Below are 18,086 nucleotides of genomic sequence, written 5' to 3'. Positions count from 1 at the left end.
AATTTATTTATTAAATTTACTAAAATGAAAGGAAAAATCATGGTAGAAAATAAAAAAACACAAGAATATAATGCCGATCAGATTCAGGTCCTTGAAGGATTAGAAGCTGTTAGGGTAAGACCAGGTATGTATATCGGTTCTACATCTAGTAAAGGGCTACATCACCTAGTATGGGAGATTGTAGATAACTCAATAGATGAAGCCTTAGCTGGATACTGTAATACAATAACAGTAGCAATTGAAAAAGGAAATTGGATAAGAGTAGAGGATAATGGGCGTGGTATCCCAGTAGATATTCAAGAACAAACAGGAAAACCTGCACTTGAAGTTATCCTTACAGTACTACACGCAGGTGGTAAATTTGGAGGCGGCGGATATAAAGTATCTGGTGGTCTTCACGGAGTTGGAGCCAGTGTAGTTAATGCTTTATCAACTAACTTAGAAGCATCTGTTCATCGTGATGGTAAAATATACAGTATGAAATTTGAACGTGGTGATGTTGTTCAAGAGATTACTGTAGTAGGAGATACTGATAGAACGGGAACAACTATTCGTTTTAAAGCAGATCCAGAAATTTTCCAAGAAACGACAGTATATGAATACGATATTTTAAGAACACGTATTAGAGAACTTGCTTTCTTAAACAAAGGAATAACAATTATTCTTAAAGATGAAAGAGAAGGACAAGAAAAAGAAGAAACTTTCTGTTATGAAGGTGGATTATTAGAATATGTAGAAATGTTAAACGAGAATAAAGATGCACTACATGAAGCTATCTATGTTCACGGTGAGATGGATGGTAAAGAAGTAGAAATCTCAATGCAATATAACACAGGATATTCAAATAATGTCTTAAGTTATGCTAATAATATTAATACTCATGAGGGTGGGACTCACGAAAGTGGATTTAAAACTGCACTTACAAGAATAATTAATGCTTATGGTAAAAAGAATAAACTTATTAAAGATAAAGAATCTTTAACAGGGGATGATGTTCGTGAAGGGCTTGTTGCGATTATCTCTATTAAGCATCCAAACCCACAGTTTGAAGGGCAAACAAAAACTAAATTAGGTAACTCAGAAATGAGTACTATTACTAACAAACTATTCTCTGAAGAATTAGATAGATTCTTATTAGAAAACCCAAAAACAGCGAAAATAATCGTTGAAAAGGGACTTCAAGCATCACGTGCGAGAATCGCAGCGAAGAAAGCTCGTGAATCTACACGTCGTAAAAATGCTTTAGAATTTACAAACCTACCAGGTAAACTTGCAGACTGTTCAAGTAAAGATGCAGCTGAGTGTGAATTATTCCTAGTCGAAGGGGACTCTGCGGGAGGAAGTGCAAAACTTGGACGTAATAGTAAATTCCAAGCTATTTTACCGCTTAAAGGTAAAATTCTGAACGTAGAGAAAGTAAGAATCGATAAAGTACTAGCTAATGATGAAGTTCGTTCGTTAATTACAGCTATTGGTATGGGTATTGGTGAAACATTAAACATCGATAAACTTCGTTATCACAAAATCGTTATTATGACCGATGCCGATGTCGATGGAAGTCATATTAGAACATTATTATTAACATTCTTCTTCAGATATATGAGAGAATTAATCGATGCTGGATATGTTTATATCGCAAGACCACCTTTATATGGATTAAAAGTAGGTAAGAAAGAATTCTACTGTCATACAGAAGAAGAACTTAAACAAAATATTGAAGAACATGCTGAAGATAAAAAGTATACTGTTCAACGATACAAAGGTCTTGGAGAGATGAACGCAGAAGAACTATGGGATACAACAATGGATCCAGACCACCGTTTAATGTATCAAGTAAGTGTTGATGATGCTCAAAGAGCAGATGCTGCTTTTGATACATTAATGGGTGAAAAAGTAGAACCAAGACGTAAATTTATCGAAGATAATGCGCTAAATGTTATAAACTTAGACATTTAGAAAGAAAGGATAGAACATGGAAGATAATAAAAATAATATTACCTTAAGAAACATAACGACTGAAATTGAAAATTCATTTTTAGATTATTCAATGAGTGTTATTGTATCACGTGCATTACCGGACGTACGTGATGGGTTAAAACCAGTTCATAGAAGAATACTTTATGCTTTTAATGATTTAGGGTTAACATATGACAAACCTTACAAAAAAAGTGCCTTCGTTGTAGGGGAAGTAATGGCGAAGTATCACCCACATGGTGACTCTGCGACATATGGAACAATTGTACGTTTAGCACAAGATTTTAATAGTAGATATCCTTTAGTAGATGGTCAAGGGAACTTCGGTTCTATTGACGGAGATGGTGCTGCTGCGATGCGTTATACTGAAGCTAGAATGAGTAAAATAGCTTCTGAGTTACTACGTGATATTAACAAAGATACTGTTGATATACAAGATAACTACGATGGAACGAAACAAGAACCAAAAGTATTACCAGCAAGAATTCCAAACTTATTAGTTAACGGAAGTAGTGGTATTGCGGTTGGTATGGCGACTAATATTCCACCACATAACTTAGGTGAGGTTATCGATGGGGTAATCGCATTAGCTGATAACTCTGAAATAACAATTGCTGAATTAATGTCTAAAATTAAAGGACCTGACTTTCCAACAGGATCATTCTTATTAGGACGTAGTGGGATAGTTAAAGCATATACAACAGGACGTGGTTCTGTAATTATGCGTGGTAAAACTGAAATCGAACAAATGAAAAATGGTAAGGAAAGAATCGTTATTACAGAAATTCCTTATCAAGTAAACAAAGCAAAATTAGTTGAAAAAATTGCTGAATTAGCTCGTGATAAGAAAATTGAAGGTGTTACAGACCTTCGTGATGAAAGTAACTTAAAAGGTATCAGAATTGTAATTGAATTACGTCGAGATGTTAATAGTAACGTAATTTTAAACAATCTATACAAATTAACACCATTACAAAGTTCATTTGGTGTTAACATGATTGCTCTTGTAAATGGAGTACCCAAGTTATTAAATCTTAAAGAAGTACTTTACCACTACTTAGAGCATCAAAAAGAAGTAGTAGTAAGAAGAACTAAGTTCGACCTGAAAAAAGCACAAGCTCGTGCCCACATATTAGAAGGTTTAAGAATTGCTTTAGATAATATCGATAGAATTATTAGCTTAATTCGTGGTTCTCAAACTGCTGAAGAAGCGAAAGTTGGATTAATCGATCAATTTGGATTAACAGAAATTCAAGCTCAAGCGATCTTAGATATGCGATTACAACGACTTACAGGTTTAGAACGTGATAAGATTGAAGAAGAATATAGTAAGCTTATGGAACTTATTGCTGACTTAGAAGATATACTAGCAAAACCTGAGAGAGTAATTCAAATCGTTAAAGATGAGTTATTAGAAGTTAAGGAAAAATTTGGAGACAAACGTCGTAGCGTAATTATCGAAGGGCAAGTAGATCAAATTGAAAATGAAGATTTAATTGAACAAGAACAAATTATAATTACTCTATCTCACAACCAATACATCAAACGTCTTGCTGCAAGTACTTATAAATCACAAGGGCGTGGTGGACGTGGAGTAAACGGAATGACTACAAATGATGAGGATAATGTAGCTTACATGCTAAGCTGTTCAACTCACGATCATATCTTATTCTTTACAGATAAGGGTAAAGTTTATACTCTTAAAGGTTATGAAATTAACCAAATGAGCCGTCAATCTAAAGGTATACCGATTATTAACTTATTAGAAATTGAAAAAGAAGAAAAAGTAAACTCTATTATTGCAATCTCTGATTTACAAGAAGAAGATACAAACTTAATCTTCTCAACTAAGTACGGTATCATTAAGAAATCTAAATTAGGAGATTACGCAAGTATTCTTAAGAAAGGTAAGATTGCTCTTAAACTTGATGACGACGATTCATTAATCGATGTTCAAAGAATTACAGATGATCAAGATATTATGATAGTTACAGCGAATGGACAAGCAATTAGAATTAATGCTGAAAAAGTTCGTACAATGGGACGTGTAAGTCGAGGTGTTAAAGGTATCACACTTTCTCCAGATGACTATGTAGTAGGTATGGAAGTAGTTGATGAATCTAAGAAAATTTTAACAGTAACAGAAAATGGTATTGGTAAGATTTCTAAATCTACGGAATTTAATGTAATTAACCGTGGAGGAAAAGGTGTTAAAGTAGCAAAAGTTACGAAGAAAACAGGTAAGATTGTAGCGGTTAAATCAATTGCAGGAAATGAAGATTTAATGATAATGACTGATCAAGGAATTATTATTAGAATAGATGTTTCTACAATTAGTACATTAGGAAGAACAGCGACTGGAGTTAAAGTAATTAACCTTGTTGACGATCAAAAAGTAGCGACTGTAACTTTAGCAGCGAAAGAAGAAGTCTACGAAGAAGAATAAAATATATAAATAGAGGTAAATTGTATAAATAGTGAAAAAGGTTATTTATACAGTTTCCTCTTTTTTTGAAAATTATAAAGTAATTTATCATATTTTCAAAGTATAGTGATGTGAAAATTATAATAAACTAAAGGTTTAATAATAATAAAATAATTTAACTACTATATGGCAGTGAAATATGAACAATGAATCGATATTCAAAAAAAGTTAGTAAAAAAATTAAGAATATAAAAAAAACTCTCAAAATTCATTGTTTTATTGAGGAAAAAGTTTTATAATGGAATATATAGTTAAAACTGATAAATATACTTTATTAGTAAAAATCTTATCAAGGAGTAACTAAATGCAAAACACAAGATTAGAAAGCAATGTAAATGAAAATATTATACAAGAAGAGATTCAAATTCTTACAGAAATGTTGTTAAAGGCAACAAAAAAAATGATTTCTGAAGAAACATTTGAAAAAATTGTAGAATTAAAAGCATTAGCTGATAAAAAAAATTACGACAAATTAAATCTTATTATAAAAGATTTAACGCAAGAAGAAATGGAAATTGTTGCAAATTTCTTTTCAATTTTACCATTATTAATTAATATAGCAGAAGATGTTGACTTGGCTTATGAAGTTAACTATAAAAATAATATAGGTGAATCATATGTAGGGAAATTGTCTGAGTCTATTAAAAATATTAAAGATAAAAATATCTTAGAAAATATCAATGTAGTACCGGTACTTACAGCTCACCCAACACAAGTTCAACGTAAAACAGTTCTTGATTTAACAGAAAAACTTCATAGTTTATTAAGAAAGCATCGTGATGTGAAAAATGGTTTAATAAATGAAAGAAAATGGAAAAATGCAATCCAAAAACATATTGAAATATTAACACAAAGTGATATTATTCGAGAAAAGAAATTAAAAGTAGCTAACGAAATCACAAACGTATTAGAGTATTATAACTTATCATTTATTAAAGCAATTGCAAAATTGATGACAGAGTATAAATTATTATTAGAAGAAAATAATATAGAATTAAAAAATGAAACTCCTATAACAATGGGAATGTGGATTGGTGGAGACCGTGATGGAAATCCATTTGTAACTGCTGAAACATTGAATCTCTCAGCTACGAAACAATGCGAGCTTATTACAGCTTATTATATTGAAAAACTAAATAGTTTATATAGAACATTCTCAATGTCATCTCATGTTACTAAAGGAAGTAAAGAACTAGAAGAATTAGCAAATCGTTCAAGTGATACTTCTGAGTATAGAGAAAAAGAATTATACAGAAGAGCGATATCACATATTAAAGAGAAACTTGAAAATACTAGAGAGTATTTATTACAAGATAAAGAAATTGGAGATAAATATCTTACAGCAGATGAATTTATCGCAGATTTAACGATTATAGAAAAATCATTGTTAGAAAATAAAGGTGAAATCTTAATCACAGGTGAGTTTGAAGAATTATTTAATGTGGTTAAAATCTTTGGATTCTATTTAGCAAGTATTGACATGCGTCAAGATTCAAGTGTCTATGAAGCATCAGTGGCTGAATTATTAAGTAGTGCAAATATTGAAAAAGATTACAGCTCATTAAGTGAAGAAGAAAAATGTGAACTGCTGTTAAAACAATTAAAAGAAGATCCACGTCCATTAAGTATAAATGATGAAAATAAACAATCAGAAGAATTAAGAAAAGAATTAGCAATCTTTAGAACTGCTAGAAAATTAAAGGACAAACTTGGTGATAATGTTATTAAACAAAATATTATTTCACACACAACAAGTGTCTCTGACTTATTAGAACTTGCAATTATGCTGAAAGAAGTTGGTTTAGTAGGAAGTGACTTTGCAAGATTACAACTTGTACCATTATTCGAAACAATCGAAGATTTAAAAAATTCATATGAAGTAATGGACAAATATTTAAGCCTTGATATCGTGAAAAAATGGGTAAGTGACAATAGAAGTTATCAAGAGATTATGTTAGGATATTCAGATAGTAACAAAGATGGGGGATATCTATCATCTGGATGGTCACTTTATAAAGCACAACAAGAACTATCATCGTTAGGAGAAAAACATAATATCAAAGTTATATTCTTCCACGGTAGAGGTGGTACTGTTGGTCGTGGTGGTGGACCAAGTTATGATGCGATTATTTCGCAACCTTTAGGAAGTGTCCAAGATAGAATTCGTCTTACAGAACAAGGTGAAATTATCGCAGCAAAATATGGAAATAGTGACGCGGCATACTATAACTTAGAAGCACTATTTTCAGCTGTAATTCAAAGAATGAATGCTGATAAAGTGAATACTGATATTAGATATATACCAGAAATTCAAGGTATAATGGATGAAATAGTGGAAGATAGTTACAATAAATATCGAGAATTAGTATTTGAAAATCCTAACTTCTACAATTATTTCTTTGAAGCGACACCAATTAAAGAAATTTCAAGTTTAAACATTGGTTCACGTCCAGCATCACGTAAAAAAATTACTGATATTGGTGGTTTAAGAGCAATACCATGGGTATTTTCATGGTCACAAAGTAGAATTATGCTTCCTGGTTGGTATGGAGTAGGAACAGCATTTTCAAACTTTATAAACAAAGATAAAGAAAATATTGAAAAACTTCGTAAAATGTATAAAGGCTGGCCATTCTTTACCTCTTTACTTTCAAATGTAGATATGGTTATGGCAAAATCAGATATGGACATAGCTAAAGAATATGCTAACTTGTGTAAAGAAGAAGAGACTAAAAAGGTATATGAAGAAATTTTAAGAGAATGGAATTTAACAAAACAAGTTGTTTTAGAAATTTCAGAACATAAAGAGTTCCTAGAAGATAATACTTATTTAACTCGAAGTTTAGAAAATAGGTTACAGTACTTTAATACATTAAACTTAATTCAATTAGAGTTAATTAAACGCTCAAGAGAAGGTAAATTACCTGAATCACAAATTAACACTATTCACATAACGATTAATGGAGTAGCTACAGGACTTAGAAACTCTGGATAATAGAAAATTGAGAGACTGCCCCAAAAGCCCTAAATTTAAAAAAAGTGTATATGGTAACTCATAGACGTAGAGGTTTGTTGATATCTAAATTCGCTTTATAAAAGCTTTTTAGACATCTAATAAACTATGCGGAGGTGACTCTAAAAAATCTTGTTTCTTAAGAAATCGCGATTTTTGAGTCACTCTCTCTTTCTTTAGAAATTTAATGCCTAATAACTGTATAATTAGATATGAATTTCAATCGTATAAATAAACACACAATCTTTATTTTTAAGAATTGTGTGTTTTAAATTATCTGATTTTTATAGCGACATAACACTTAGGTGGAACAACTGTTCCGAAAGGCGTTGAATAAACTTCATTATTTCCAAATAGTTTTTCACCAGAGTAATTTTCAATGAAATGTGCTTTAGAATCAAGGTTTATAATACAAAGAACATTATTTCGTCTATATGCAACACACTTGTTGTTTGTATAAATAAACTCGAAGTTTGTAATAAAATCATCTTTATTTTCATTTCTAAAGTTCGATAGTTCAATATAGTGATTTAATAAGTCTTCATCCTTATCATTATGTGTAAATCCTAAACGATTATAAGGATCTCTAAATCCGTACATTCCAATTTCATCGCCATAATAAATACAAGGAACACCAGGTAGAGTAAATTGAATAAAACTAGCATACTTAAGTAGTTCTTTAGCTTTAGCATATTGTTCATTAGACAATGTATATGTTGGTCTTTCACGGACAGGAACATCTTCAGGATTATCAAATGCTAGTATAGTTAATACTCGTTCGGTATCATGACTTCCTAATAAGTTCATTACTGCATCAAGAGCGGGGCGCGGATAATTTTCTACTAGTTTTAAAATTTCAAGAGTAAAGTCTTCTGCATTTTTATTTTTTACGAAATTAATAATTGCGTTCTTCCAAGGATAATTCATTACGCTATCAAGTTGAGCACCTAAGAAATAACGTCGACGAGTATTGTATGAAATCTTATTTGTTGCGTCTTCCCAAACTTCACCGATGATTAGAGCATCTTTGTCATAGTATTTCGCACTTTCACGAATTCTATCTAAAAATTCATCCGGAAACTCATCAGCAACATCGAGTCTCCATCCAGCAATTCCAAGTTTTTGCCAAAAGTTGACAACACCGCTATCCTTATTATTAATAAAATCGCTGTACTTTTTATTTTCTTTGATTACTGTTGGTAAGTTATCAAATCCCCACCACGAATGGTATTCGTTAGGGAAATTTATGAAATTAAACCAAGAATAATATGGTGAATTTTGCGAATTATAAGCTCCGATGCTGTCATAATTATTATACCTATTAAAATAAATACTATCTGAACCGGTATGACTAAATACACCATCTAGTATGATTCTAATATTATCATCTTTAAAGTTTTTACAAAATTTTTCAAATTGTTCATTAGTTCCAAAATATGGATCAACGCTAAAATAATCTGAAGTTGAATAACGATGATTTTCTGGACTTTCAACGATTGGATTAAGATAGATACTCTCTATATTTAATTTTTTGAAATATTCTTTTTCCTCTTCAATACCAAGAAGATTCCCCATTAAAAAGTCTTTAGCTCCATAATTTTCGTGAGTAATAGATGAATGAGGAACACTATTCCAATTTTTATGTTTAATTCTCACATTTTCATTCTTTGCGACTTTTGCTGTAAATTTTTCGCTGCATTTAAATCTATCTGGGAAAATTTGATACATAATTGAACCTTTATACCAATCTGGTGTAGTGAAGTTTTTATCGTAAACTGTCAATTGCCAATCAGGTAATTCATCCTTGTTATTAACTAACTTAGCATTAAGTCTATCGTTTTTTAAATAAACATAGAAACTGTCAAAGTGAACTTCAAAATGATAAAAATAAAGACCAGTGGCAAGAGCTTCAAAAGAAACAACATATTTTGTATAGTCAGAATCGAGTTTCTCTTTAAACTCTAAACTTTTAGAAATAACTTCTCCTGTAAATTCATTTTTAATAATTATTTTTAAGTCATTAAAATAAAAATCATTTTTAATAAGAACTTCAAAGTTAAAATCATCATTATTTTTTATAGCCCCCTGGGGATATTTATTATTTATTGGATTAAATTTAATCATATTTTCATCTCCGGAATACAAAGTTTTCATTTTTAATCTGTTTTACAAAAACAATCAATTTTATTTTAATATAAAAGTTTTTAAAAGTAAATATTATTAGTATAAAAAAACAGAAATTAATTAATATAAAAGTAATGTAAGGGGTATAATTATTTGCTGCAAAACACTAAAGAAAACATTTACATCAAGGGCTCTTTGTGTTATACTATAGGTATAAAAATTAAAGGAATAAATAGTAATAAAATAAAATATTTTTTTCGTTATTTCTTTATTGAATAAAAAGTTCTACGCAATCAAGCAAACGCTTACTTTTTTGCGAAAAAAGGGGGTTATTTAGTGAACAACAGTATGGCAGAATATTTATTCCATGAAGGAACTAATTACCATAGCTATAAATTCTTAGGTTCGTTTTTAGATGGAGATAAGTGTACATTTAGAGTGTGGGCTCCGAATGCTAAAAAAGTCTTTGTAACAGGAGAGTTTTGTTCTTGGCATCCGAAAGCTCATGAAATGAAATTAATTAATGATAAAGGTATATATGAAGTTGAGCTTTATGGTATTAAACAATATGATGCATATAAATACGTAATAGTTACTAAAAGTGGAACTGAATTATGGAAAGCAGATCCTTATGCAAAACATGCTGAGACTAGACCATTAACAGCTTCAAAAGTTTACTCTTTACCAAATTACGATTGGAAAGATGGTAAATGGATGAAAAATAGAGTAGTTCCTCATCACCGACCAATGAACATATATGAAGTTCATTTAGGTTCATGGAAACATCATGAAGATGGTAAAGAGATGGGTTATAGAGAGCTTGCTGATACATTAGTAAGGTATGTTAAAGATATGAACTACACTCATATTGAGTTGTTACCAGTAACAGAATATCCGTACGATAAATCATGGGGATATCAAGCAACGGGGTATTTTTCACCAACATCTAGATATGGGACACCTGAAGATTTTATGTATTTTGTTGATTGTTGTCACCAAAATAATATTGGAGTAATTTTGGATTGGGTACCTGGACATTTTACAAAAGATGCACATGGATTGTATGAATTTGATGGAACATATTGTTATGAGTATTCAGATTCTAGAAAAATGGAACATGAAGGATGGGGGACTAGAGTCTTTGATTATGGTAGAAATGAAGTAAGGTCATTTTTAACATCAAGTGCTATTTCTTGGATAGAAGATTATCATATTGATGGTATTAGAGTAGATGCAGTGAGCTCTATGATATTCTTAAATTATTGTCGTGATGAGGATAAATCTGCAAGAAATATTTATGGTGGCTTTGAGAATCTTGAAGCAATTGACTTTATAAAAAATCTTAATTTATATATAAAAGAAAATTATCCAGGTGTATCTATGATAGCAGAAGAGTCTACAAGTTATCCGAAGGTAACTGCTGCAGTAGAACATGGTGGATTAGGTTTTGACTTTAAATGGAATATGGGTTGGATGAATGACAGTCTTGATTATTTAGAAACAGATCCTTTTTTCAGAAAAGGAGTACATAACAAATTTACCTTTTCAATGCACTATGCATTTTCAGAAAATTTCATCTTACCAATTTCACATGATGAAGTAGTACACGGAAAAAAATCTCTATTAAATAAAAGTCCTGTTCCTTACGAAGATAAGTTTGGTAATTTTAAGGCGTTCTTAGGATATATGTATGCACATCCTGGGAAAAAACTAACATTTATGGGAATTGATATTGCTCAATTTATTGAATGGGATGAAGAAAGAGAGTTAGATTGGTTATTAATGCTTTATCCTAAACATGTATTTACACATAGATATGTTAAAGAGCTTAACAAATACTATAAATCTACACCTGCATTATGGGAAAACGATAGTGATTGGGACGGCTTTAAATGGCATGTAGTAGATGATAATAACAACAATGTTTTTGCTTTTTCTCGTAAAGATAGATCTGGTAAAGAAGTCTTAGTAGTAAGTAATTTTTCTAATCAAGTGCTGAAAAATTATGAAATAGGAGTAAATACTTGGGGAAGCTATAAAATAGTATTGAACTCAGATGCTAAAAAATACGATGGATTAGCAATTTCAAATAGAAATTTAAAAACTATAAATAAAGAGAAAAATGAATTTAAATATGCTTTGAGTACAAACATACCACCTTATACAACGATGTATATAGAAAAGAAATAATAAGTTTTAGAAGAAGGGGGTCAAATTTATGGCACGAAAAAAAGAAGTAGTAGCTATGCTACTAGCAGGAGGACAAGGTACGAGGCTTCAAGTATTAACTAAAGATATGGCTAAACCAGCCGTACCTTTTGGTGGAAAATATAGAATTATCGATTTTCCATTATCAAACTGTGCAAACTCTGGAATTTCAACAGTTGGGGTATTAACGCAGTTTATGCCACTTGAGCTTAACTCATACATGGGTAATGGTCAACCATGGGATTTAGATAGAATGGATGGAGGTTTATCTATTTTACCACCATATACTGCTGGTAAAACGGGAGAATGGTACAAAGGAACAGCAAATGCTATTTATCAAAATATTAAATACATAGAGCAATATAATCCAGAATACGTACTTATCTTATCTGGAGATCACATTTACAAAATGAATTACAAAGAAATGTTAGATTTCCACAAACAAAAAGGTGCTGACTTAACAATAGCACATATTAACGTTCCTCTTGAAGAAGCTAGTCGTTTTGGTATTTTAAATACAAATACAGATTTAAAAGTTACAGAGTTTTTAGAAAAACCAGAAAATCCAATATCAACAAAAGCATCAATGGGTATTTATATCTTTAGTTGGAAAGAACTTAGAGAATACCTAATTCGTGATGAAGAAAATCCTGACAGTGAGAAAGATTTTGGTAAAAATATTATCCCGATGATGCTAAATGAAGGTAAAAATATTTATGCATATCCATTTTATGGATATTGGAAAGATGTAGGTACAATAGAAAGCTTATGGGAAGCTAATATGGATCTTATTAAAAATAAAGAGAACTTCAATATTGATGATAGATTATGGAGAATTTACTATCGTCATGAAGGTGCTATGCCACAATACTTAGGACATAGTGCAAATGTAAAAAATTCTATGATTTCTGATGGTACTTCAGTTTATGGTACGGTTTCTGAATCAATTATTTCTTCAGGTGTTAGAATTGAAGAAGGGGCAGAAGTTGTAGGAAGTATAATAATGAAAGATGTACTAATAGAAAAAGGTGCTAAAGTCTATAATTCAATTATTGCTGAAGGAGCAGTAATAAAAGAAAATGTAGAAGTTGGTCACAGAGAAATAGTTTTAGGAAAAGAACAAATAACGGTAATCGGTAGGGATGAAGTTGTAAATGACAATAGGAAAGTAGAGGGAAAATAATATGGTAAATGCGTTTTGTGTATTATTTGCAGATAACTATCGTAATGATGATTTGCAAGGATTAGTAAGAAATAGAACACTAGCATCTTTAGCTGTTGCATCAAGGTATAGAATGATTGATTTCATGTTATCTTCTTTAGTAAAAGCTGAAGTATCAAATATTGCAGTAGTAACAAATTATCACTATAAATCATTAATGGATCACCTTAGTTGGGGAAAAGACTGGGATTTAAATAGAAAAAATAGTGGGCTTAAGTTTATTACACCAATGTCAAACCATCATTCAAACCGTGTAGCTCAAAACAAGATTGAGGCATTAGGGGATGCTTCTAAATATGCAGATACATTGTTAGAAGAATATTGTATTTTAGCTGATGGGAACATTGTAGGGAATATTGATTTTAGAGATATGGTAAATTACCATAAATCAACAAATGCAGATATAACGTTAGCTTATACTTATAGAAAACCTCAACAACGTGAATCGCAAATAATTTTTGATGACAAAAATAGAGTTTATGACAGTTTATATCATTATGATGGATATGATCAAGTGTGCTCGACACAGGTTAAAATCTATATAATGTCTAAACAAATGTTTAAAGAATTAGTTAAAAAAGGGACGACGTTGGGATGGCAAGACCTTCTATTAGACTTTATTACTAAGAATTTCCATCGTTTAAATGTTTATGGATATGAAATTAAGAATTACAACAGAACAATTAATAGCGTACAAGAATACTACAATTTCAATAGAGACTTATTAAATCCAGAAAAGTTAAATGAATTGTTCTTATCAGGAACTGATATTCTAACAAGAGTAGCAGATAGTGTGCCAACTACATATGGAGACGGAGCAATAGTTAAGAATTCTATACTAGGTGATGGTTGTGAAATTAACGGAATTGTAGAAAATAGTATCCTGTTTAGAGATGTTGTAGTTGAAGAAGGGGCAGTAATTAAAAACTCAATAGTACTTCCTAATTGTGTGATTAAAAAATCAGCATACTTAGATTGTGTGATTTTAGATAAATATGCAGTAGTTTCAGAAAAAGTTGAATTAAAAGGAACAGAAAACTGCCAAGTTATCGTTGAAAAAGGTAAAATAGTAGAATAATAAAAAAAGGGTTAGATTAACATGTGGGAGAGATTTGTAAAACTTTCGATTTTCAAAAGAAAAAAGAGTATAATATACAGATAGACTACATCTAAAACTAACCCTTTTAGTATGAAAGTAAATTACGAATAAGGAGAAATATAATGAAAATTTTATTCGTGGCAGCTGAAGCGGCACCGTTTGTTAAGGTTGGGGGTCTAGGTGATGTTATAGGTTCATTGCCAAAAGCCCTTCAAGATGAAAATGTAGAAGCAAGGGTTGTACTGCCGTTGTATTCTTCAATAGACAGAGATAAGTACGATTTAAAATACAGACAACATATTTTTATTAATTTAGGATGGAGAACAGTTTACTGTGGAATCTTTGAGACTGTAGTAAACGGAGTAACATATTACTTCATTGATAATGAACAATATTTCAATAGAGATAGTGTATACGGTCAAGAAGATGATGGAGAGCGTTTCGCATTCTTCTCAAAGGCTGCATTAGAAATATTACCTCATATTGACTATAAACCAGATGTAATAAACGCTAATGATTGGCATGCAGCATTATCTATTATTTATTTAGATGATTTTAAAGCAAGAGGAGAAGGCTTCTATCAAAATATTAAAAGTGTAGTTTCTATTCATAATATTGAATTCCAAGGTAAGTTCAATCCTTATGAAATGGGTAATTTGTTTGGATTAGATAATAAGTATTTTGATGCATTAATCTACAAAGGAGATTTAAATCTATTAAAAGGAGCTATCCAATTAGCCGATAGGATAAATACTGTAAGTGAAACTTATGCACATGAGATATTAGATCCATATTTTTCATATGGTTTAGATGATATTTTAAGAGTAGAACAAGGGAAACTTCATGGTATTATTAATGGATTAGATATTGATAAATTTAATTCGAAAACTGATAAACAAATCTTCAAAAACTTTGATGCTAAAACATTAAAAAATAAAGTAGAAAATAAGTTGAAGTTCCAAGAAGAATTAGCTTTGGAAGTAAATGAAAATATTCCTATGATTGGAATGGTAACTAGATTAACTCATCAAAAAGGTATTGATTTAGTTTTACATGTTGCTGATGAAATTTTAAAAACTGGTGCACAGTTGGTAATTTTAGGAACAGGGGATAGACATTATGAAGATGCACTACGTTCATTAGAATACCGTCGCCATGACAAAGTTAGAAGTTTAATTATGTTCTCATCAGAAGTATCTTCAAAAGTATATAGTTCGTGTGATATGTTCTTAATGCCTTCTAAAACTGAACCTTGTGGTTTATCTCAATTAATTTCAATGAGATATGCTACAGTGCCGATTGTTCACAGAGTAGGTGGCTTAAGAGATACGGTAGAACCATTTGACGGTAAGTCTGGAACAGGATTTACATTTGAAAGTTTCGATGCATATGATATGCTAGATGCTGTTTACAGAGCGACATACTGCTATTACCAAGAACGTCATATTTGGAACAAAATAATGACTAATGCGATTAAACAAGATGTAAGTTGGAAAAAATCAGCTTTACAATATATTAATATGTACAATGAAATAGTCTAATAAACTAGATTATAGGAGAAAATAATGAAAAATCAAGAATTTGAACAAAGAATAGAGAAGTATTTAAAAAGACAATTTGGTATTACTATAACTGCAGCAAGTAAACGTCAAGTTTATGAAGCGTTAATGAGTACTGTAAGAGAAAAATTATCTGAGAAAAAATTTGCTTATGAACAAGAATTGAAAAAAACTAAGCAAAAACGTGCATATTACATGTCAATGGAGTTTCTTGTAGGTAGAACTTTAAGAAATAACCTATTTAATCTAGGAATTGAAAAGGAAACTAAAGAATATTTAGAAAAAAACAATTTTAATCTAGATGAAATCTATGATATTGAGCCAGATCCAGGTTTAGGAAATGGAGGACTTGGAAGACTTGCTTCATGTTATCTAGATGCCTTAACTAGTAGTGATTACCCAGTAACTGGATTCTCAATTTTATACGAATATGGAATTTTTAAACAAGTTATCAATAATGGTTGGCAACAAGAATTCCCTGACTATTGGCTAGATTTAGGAAAATATGGTTTAGTATATAGAAATGATGAAGAAATTGAGGTTAAATTCTACGGTCGAGTTGAAGAAAAAATTACTGACAAAGGATTTAAAGTTGAGCATGTAGACTATACTTCAATTCAAGCAGAACCTTATGATTTATTAATCTCTGGATATAAAACAAAAACAGTAAATACTTTACGCTTATGGGAAGCTAAAGCTAAAACTGGATTTAATATGAAATTATTTGAACGTGGGGAATATTCAAAATCTTCTGAAGCAGAGGCAATTGCTTCTTCAATTTCTAAATTATTATATCCAGCAGATAGCACAAATGAAGGTAAAGAATTACGTATAAAACAACAATACTTCTTTATTAGTGCATCTTTACAACAACTAGTAAAAAATCACTACAATGAATTTGGAACATTAGAAAATTTAAGTGAGCATGTAGCGTTACACATTAACGACACTCACCCTGCCATGGGAGTTCCGGAATTAATGAGATTATTACTTGATGAATACGGATATTCTTGGGACAAAGCTTGGGAAATTACAAATAAGACATTTGCCTACACAAACCATACAATTATGGCAGAAGCTTTGGAAAAATGGTCTGTAGATTTATTCAAGCCGTTATTACCACGTATTTATTCAATTATTGAAGAAATTAACAAACGATTCTGTCAGTGGGTAATCGATCAAGGTAAACATTATACATTAGCAGAAACAGCAATTATATATGATAATCAAATCAGAATGGCCAACTTATCTATTGTAGGAAGTCATAACGTTAATGGTGTGTCAAAATTACATAGTGATATTCTTGTAGATTCTACGTTTAGAGCATTTAACGAATTATATCCAACAAAATTTGGTAATGTTACGAATGGTATAGCTCACCGCAGATGGTTAGGGCAAGCAAACCCTGAGTTAGCATCTTATCTAAAAGATCTAATTGGTGATGATTTTGTTAAAGATTTATCTAAGATTAGTAAATTAAATGACTACAAAAATGATAAGAAAGTTGTTGCTAAACTTCAAGAAATTAAAAAAGTTAAAAAAGAACAACTTGCTACATACATTCAAAATACTACAGGTATAACTGTAAATCCAGACTCTATTTTTGATGTTCAAGTTAAGAGACTTCACGAATATAAACGCCAATTACTTAATGCATTGCACATTGTATACTTATATAGAGAAATTAAATACAATGGATTACGTCCAGTACCAAGAACATTTATCTTTGCAGCAAAAGCTTCATCAGGATATCAAATGGCTAAAAACATCATCAAATTTATCCACTCAATCTCTCAAATGATTGAATGTGATGAATTAGTTCGTGAATACATCAAAGTTGTATTCTTACCAGATTACAAAGTTACTCTTGCGGAAAAAATTATTCCAGCTGCTGATATCAGTGAACAAATTTCACAAGCAGGGAAGGAAGCAAGTGGTACAGGTAATATGAAACTAATGCTGAACGGTGCGTTAACATTAGGGACACTTGACGGAGCCAATGTGGAAATCCATGAAGCGGTAGGAGATGAAAATATCTTTATTTTCGGTTTAGAAACACCAGAAGTAGATGCACTAAATGCACAGGGATATAAACCATGGGAATACTACAATAATTCAGTGAAGATTAAAGAAACATTAGATTTCATCAGAACTATGACTGTAGGTGGAATGAACTTCAATTTTATTGTTGATTATCTACTAACTCAAGATAATTACATGTGTCTAGCGGACTTTGAAAGTTATGTTGCAGCTCAAGAAAAAGTAGCTCAAACGTATCAAGATAAAGAAAAATGGGGACAAATGAGTTTAGTTAATACAGCTAATGCTGGAATCTTCTCAGCAGATAGATCGGTAGAAGAGTACGCTAAAGATATTTGGAATATAAAAAAAGTAAAATAATT

The 18,086-nt window shown here is 30.9% G+C and carries 9 protein-coding genes; 8 read left to right on the top strand and 1 reads right to left on the bottom strand.

From position 1 onward, the window contains the following. Nucleotides 1-39: 39 nt before the first annotated feature. From gyrB to ppc, 3 genes are all read left to right on the top strand, one after another. Complete coding sequence (gyrB, locus tag RWQ74_RS01440; protein ID WP_314396115.1) at nucleotides 40-1,956, top strand: DNA topoisomerase (ATP-hydrolyzing) subunit B; 1,917 nt, start codon at nucleotides 40-42, stop codon at nucleotides 1,954-1,956. Between the two features lie 16 nt (nucleotides 1,957-1,972). Next, nucleotides 1,973-4,420 carry a DNA gyrase subunit A gene (gene gyrA, locus RWQ74_RS01435; RefSeq protein ID WP_314396113.1) on the top strand — a complete coding sequence of 816 codons (2,448 nt, stop codon included), beginning with the start codon at nucleotides 1,973-1,975 and terminating at the stop codon, nucleotides 4,418-4,420. Nucleotides 4,421-4,763: 343 nt separating this feature from the next. Continuing rightward, nucleotides 4,764-7,454 carry a phosphoenolpyruvate carboxylase gene (ppc, locus tag RWQ74_RS01430; RefSeq protein ID WP_314396111.1) on the top strand — a complete coding sequence of 897 codons (2,691 nt, stop codon included), beginning with the start codon at nucleotides 4,764-4,766 and terminating at the stop codon, nucleotides 7,452-7,454. Nucleotides 7,455-7,745: 291 nt separating this feature from the next. On the opposite strand, the gene RWQ74_RS01425 is transcribed toward ppc, so the two are convergent. Further along, nucleotides 7,746-9,596: a glycoside hydrolase family 13 protein gene (locus RWQ74_RS01425; protein WP_314396109.1), complete on the bottom strand. Its 1,851-nt coding sequence runs from the start codon at nucleotides 9,594-9,596 to the stop codon at nucleotides 7,746-7,748. A 336-nt stretch (nucleotides 9,597-9,932) separates the two neighbouring features. Between RWQ74_RS01425 and glgB the strand changes: the two genes are divergently transcribed. From glgB to RWQ74_RS01400, 5 genes are all read left to right on the top strand, one after another. Continuing rightward, entirely contained in the window at nucleotides 9,933-11,786 is a 1,854-nt protein-coding gene (gene glgB / locus RWQ74_RS01420) for a 1,4-alpha-glucan branching protein GlgB (protein WP_314396107.1), read from the top strand. A gap of 28 nt (nucleotides 11,787-11,814) precedes the next feature. Next, nucleotides 11,815-12,987, top strand: coding sequence for a glucose-1-phosphate adenylyltransferase (locus RWQ74_RS01415; protein WP_304095044.1), 1,173 nt, complete (start codon nucleotides 11,815-11,817; stop codon nucleotides 12,985-12,987). Between the two features lies 1 nt (nucleotide 12,988). Continuing rightward, complete coding sequence (glgD, locus tag RWQ74_RS01410) at nucleotides 12,989-14,104, top strand: glucose-1-phosphate adenylyltransferase subunit GlgD (protein WP_314396105.1); 1,116 nt, start codon at nucleotides 12,989-12,991, stop codon at nucleotides 14,102-14,104. A gap of 143 nt (nucleotides 14,105-14,247) precedes the next feature. Beyond that, nucleotides 14,248-15,666: a glycogen synthase GlgA gene (gene glgA / locus RWQ74_RS01405; RefSeq protein ID WP_314396103.1), complete on the top strand. Its 1,419-nt coding sequence runs from the start codon at nucleotides 14,248-14,250 to the stop codon at nucleotides 15,664-15,666. 24 nt (nucleotides 15,667-15,690) lie between these two features. After that, nucleotides 15,691-18,084 carry a glycogen/starch/alpha-glucan phosphorylase gene (locus RWQ74_RS01400; protein WP_314396101.1) on the top strand — a complete coding sequence of 798 codons (2,394 nt, stop codon included), beginning with the start codon at nucleotides 15,691-15,693 and terminating at the stop codon, nucleotides 18,082-18,084. Nucleotides 18,085-18,086: the final 2 nt, after the last annotated feature.

It is taken from the genome of uncultured Gemella sp. (assembly GCF_963525165.1).
Taxonomy (GTDB): Bacteria; Bacillota; Bacilli; order Staphylococcales; family Gemellaceae; genus Gemella.
The sequence above is the reverse complement of the archived record's forward strand: the minus strand, read 5'-3'. Positions and strand labels throughout refer to the sequence as shown.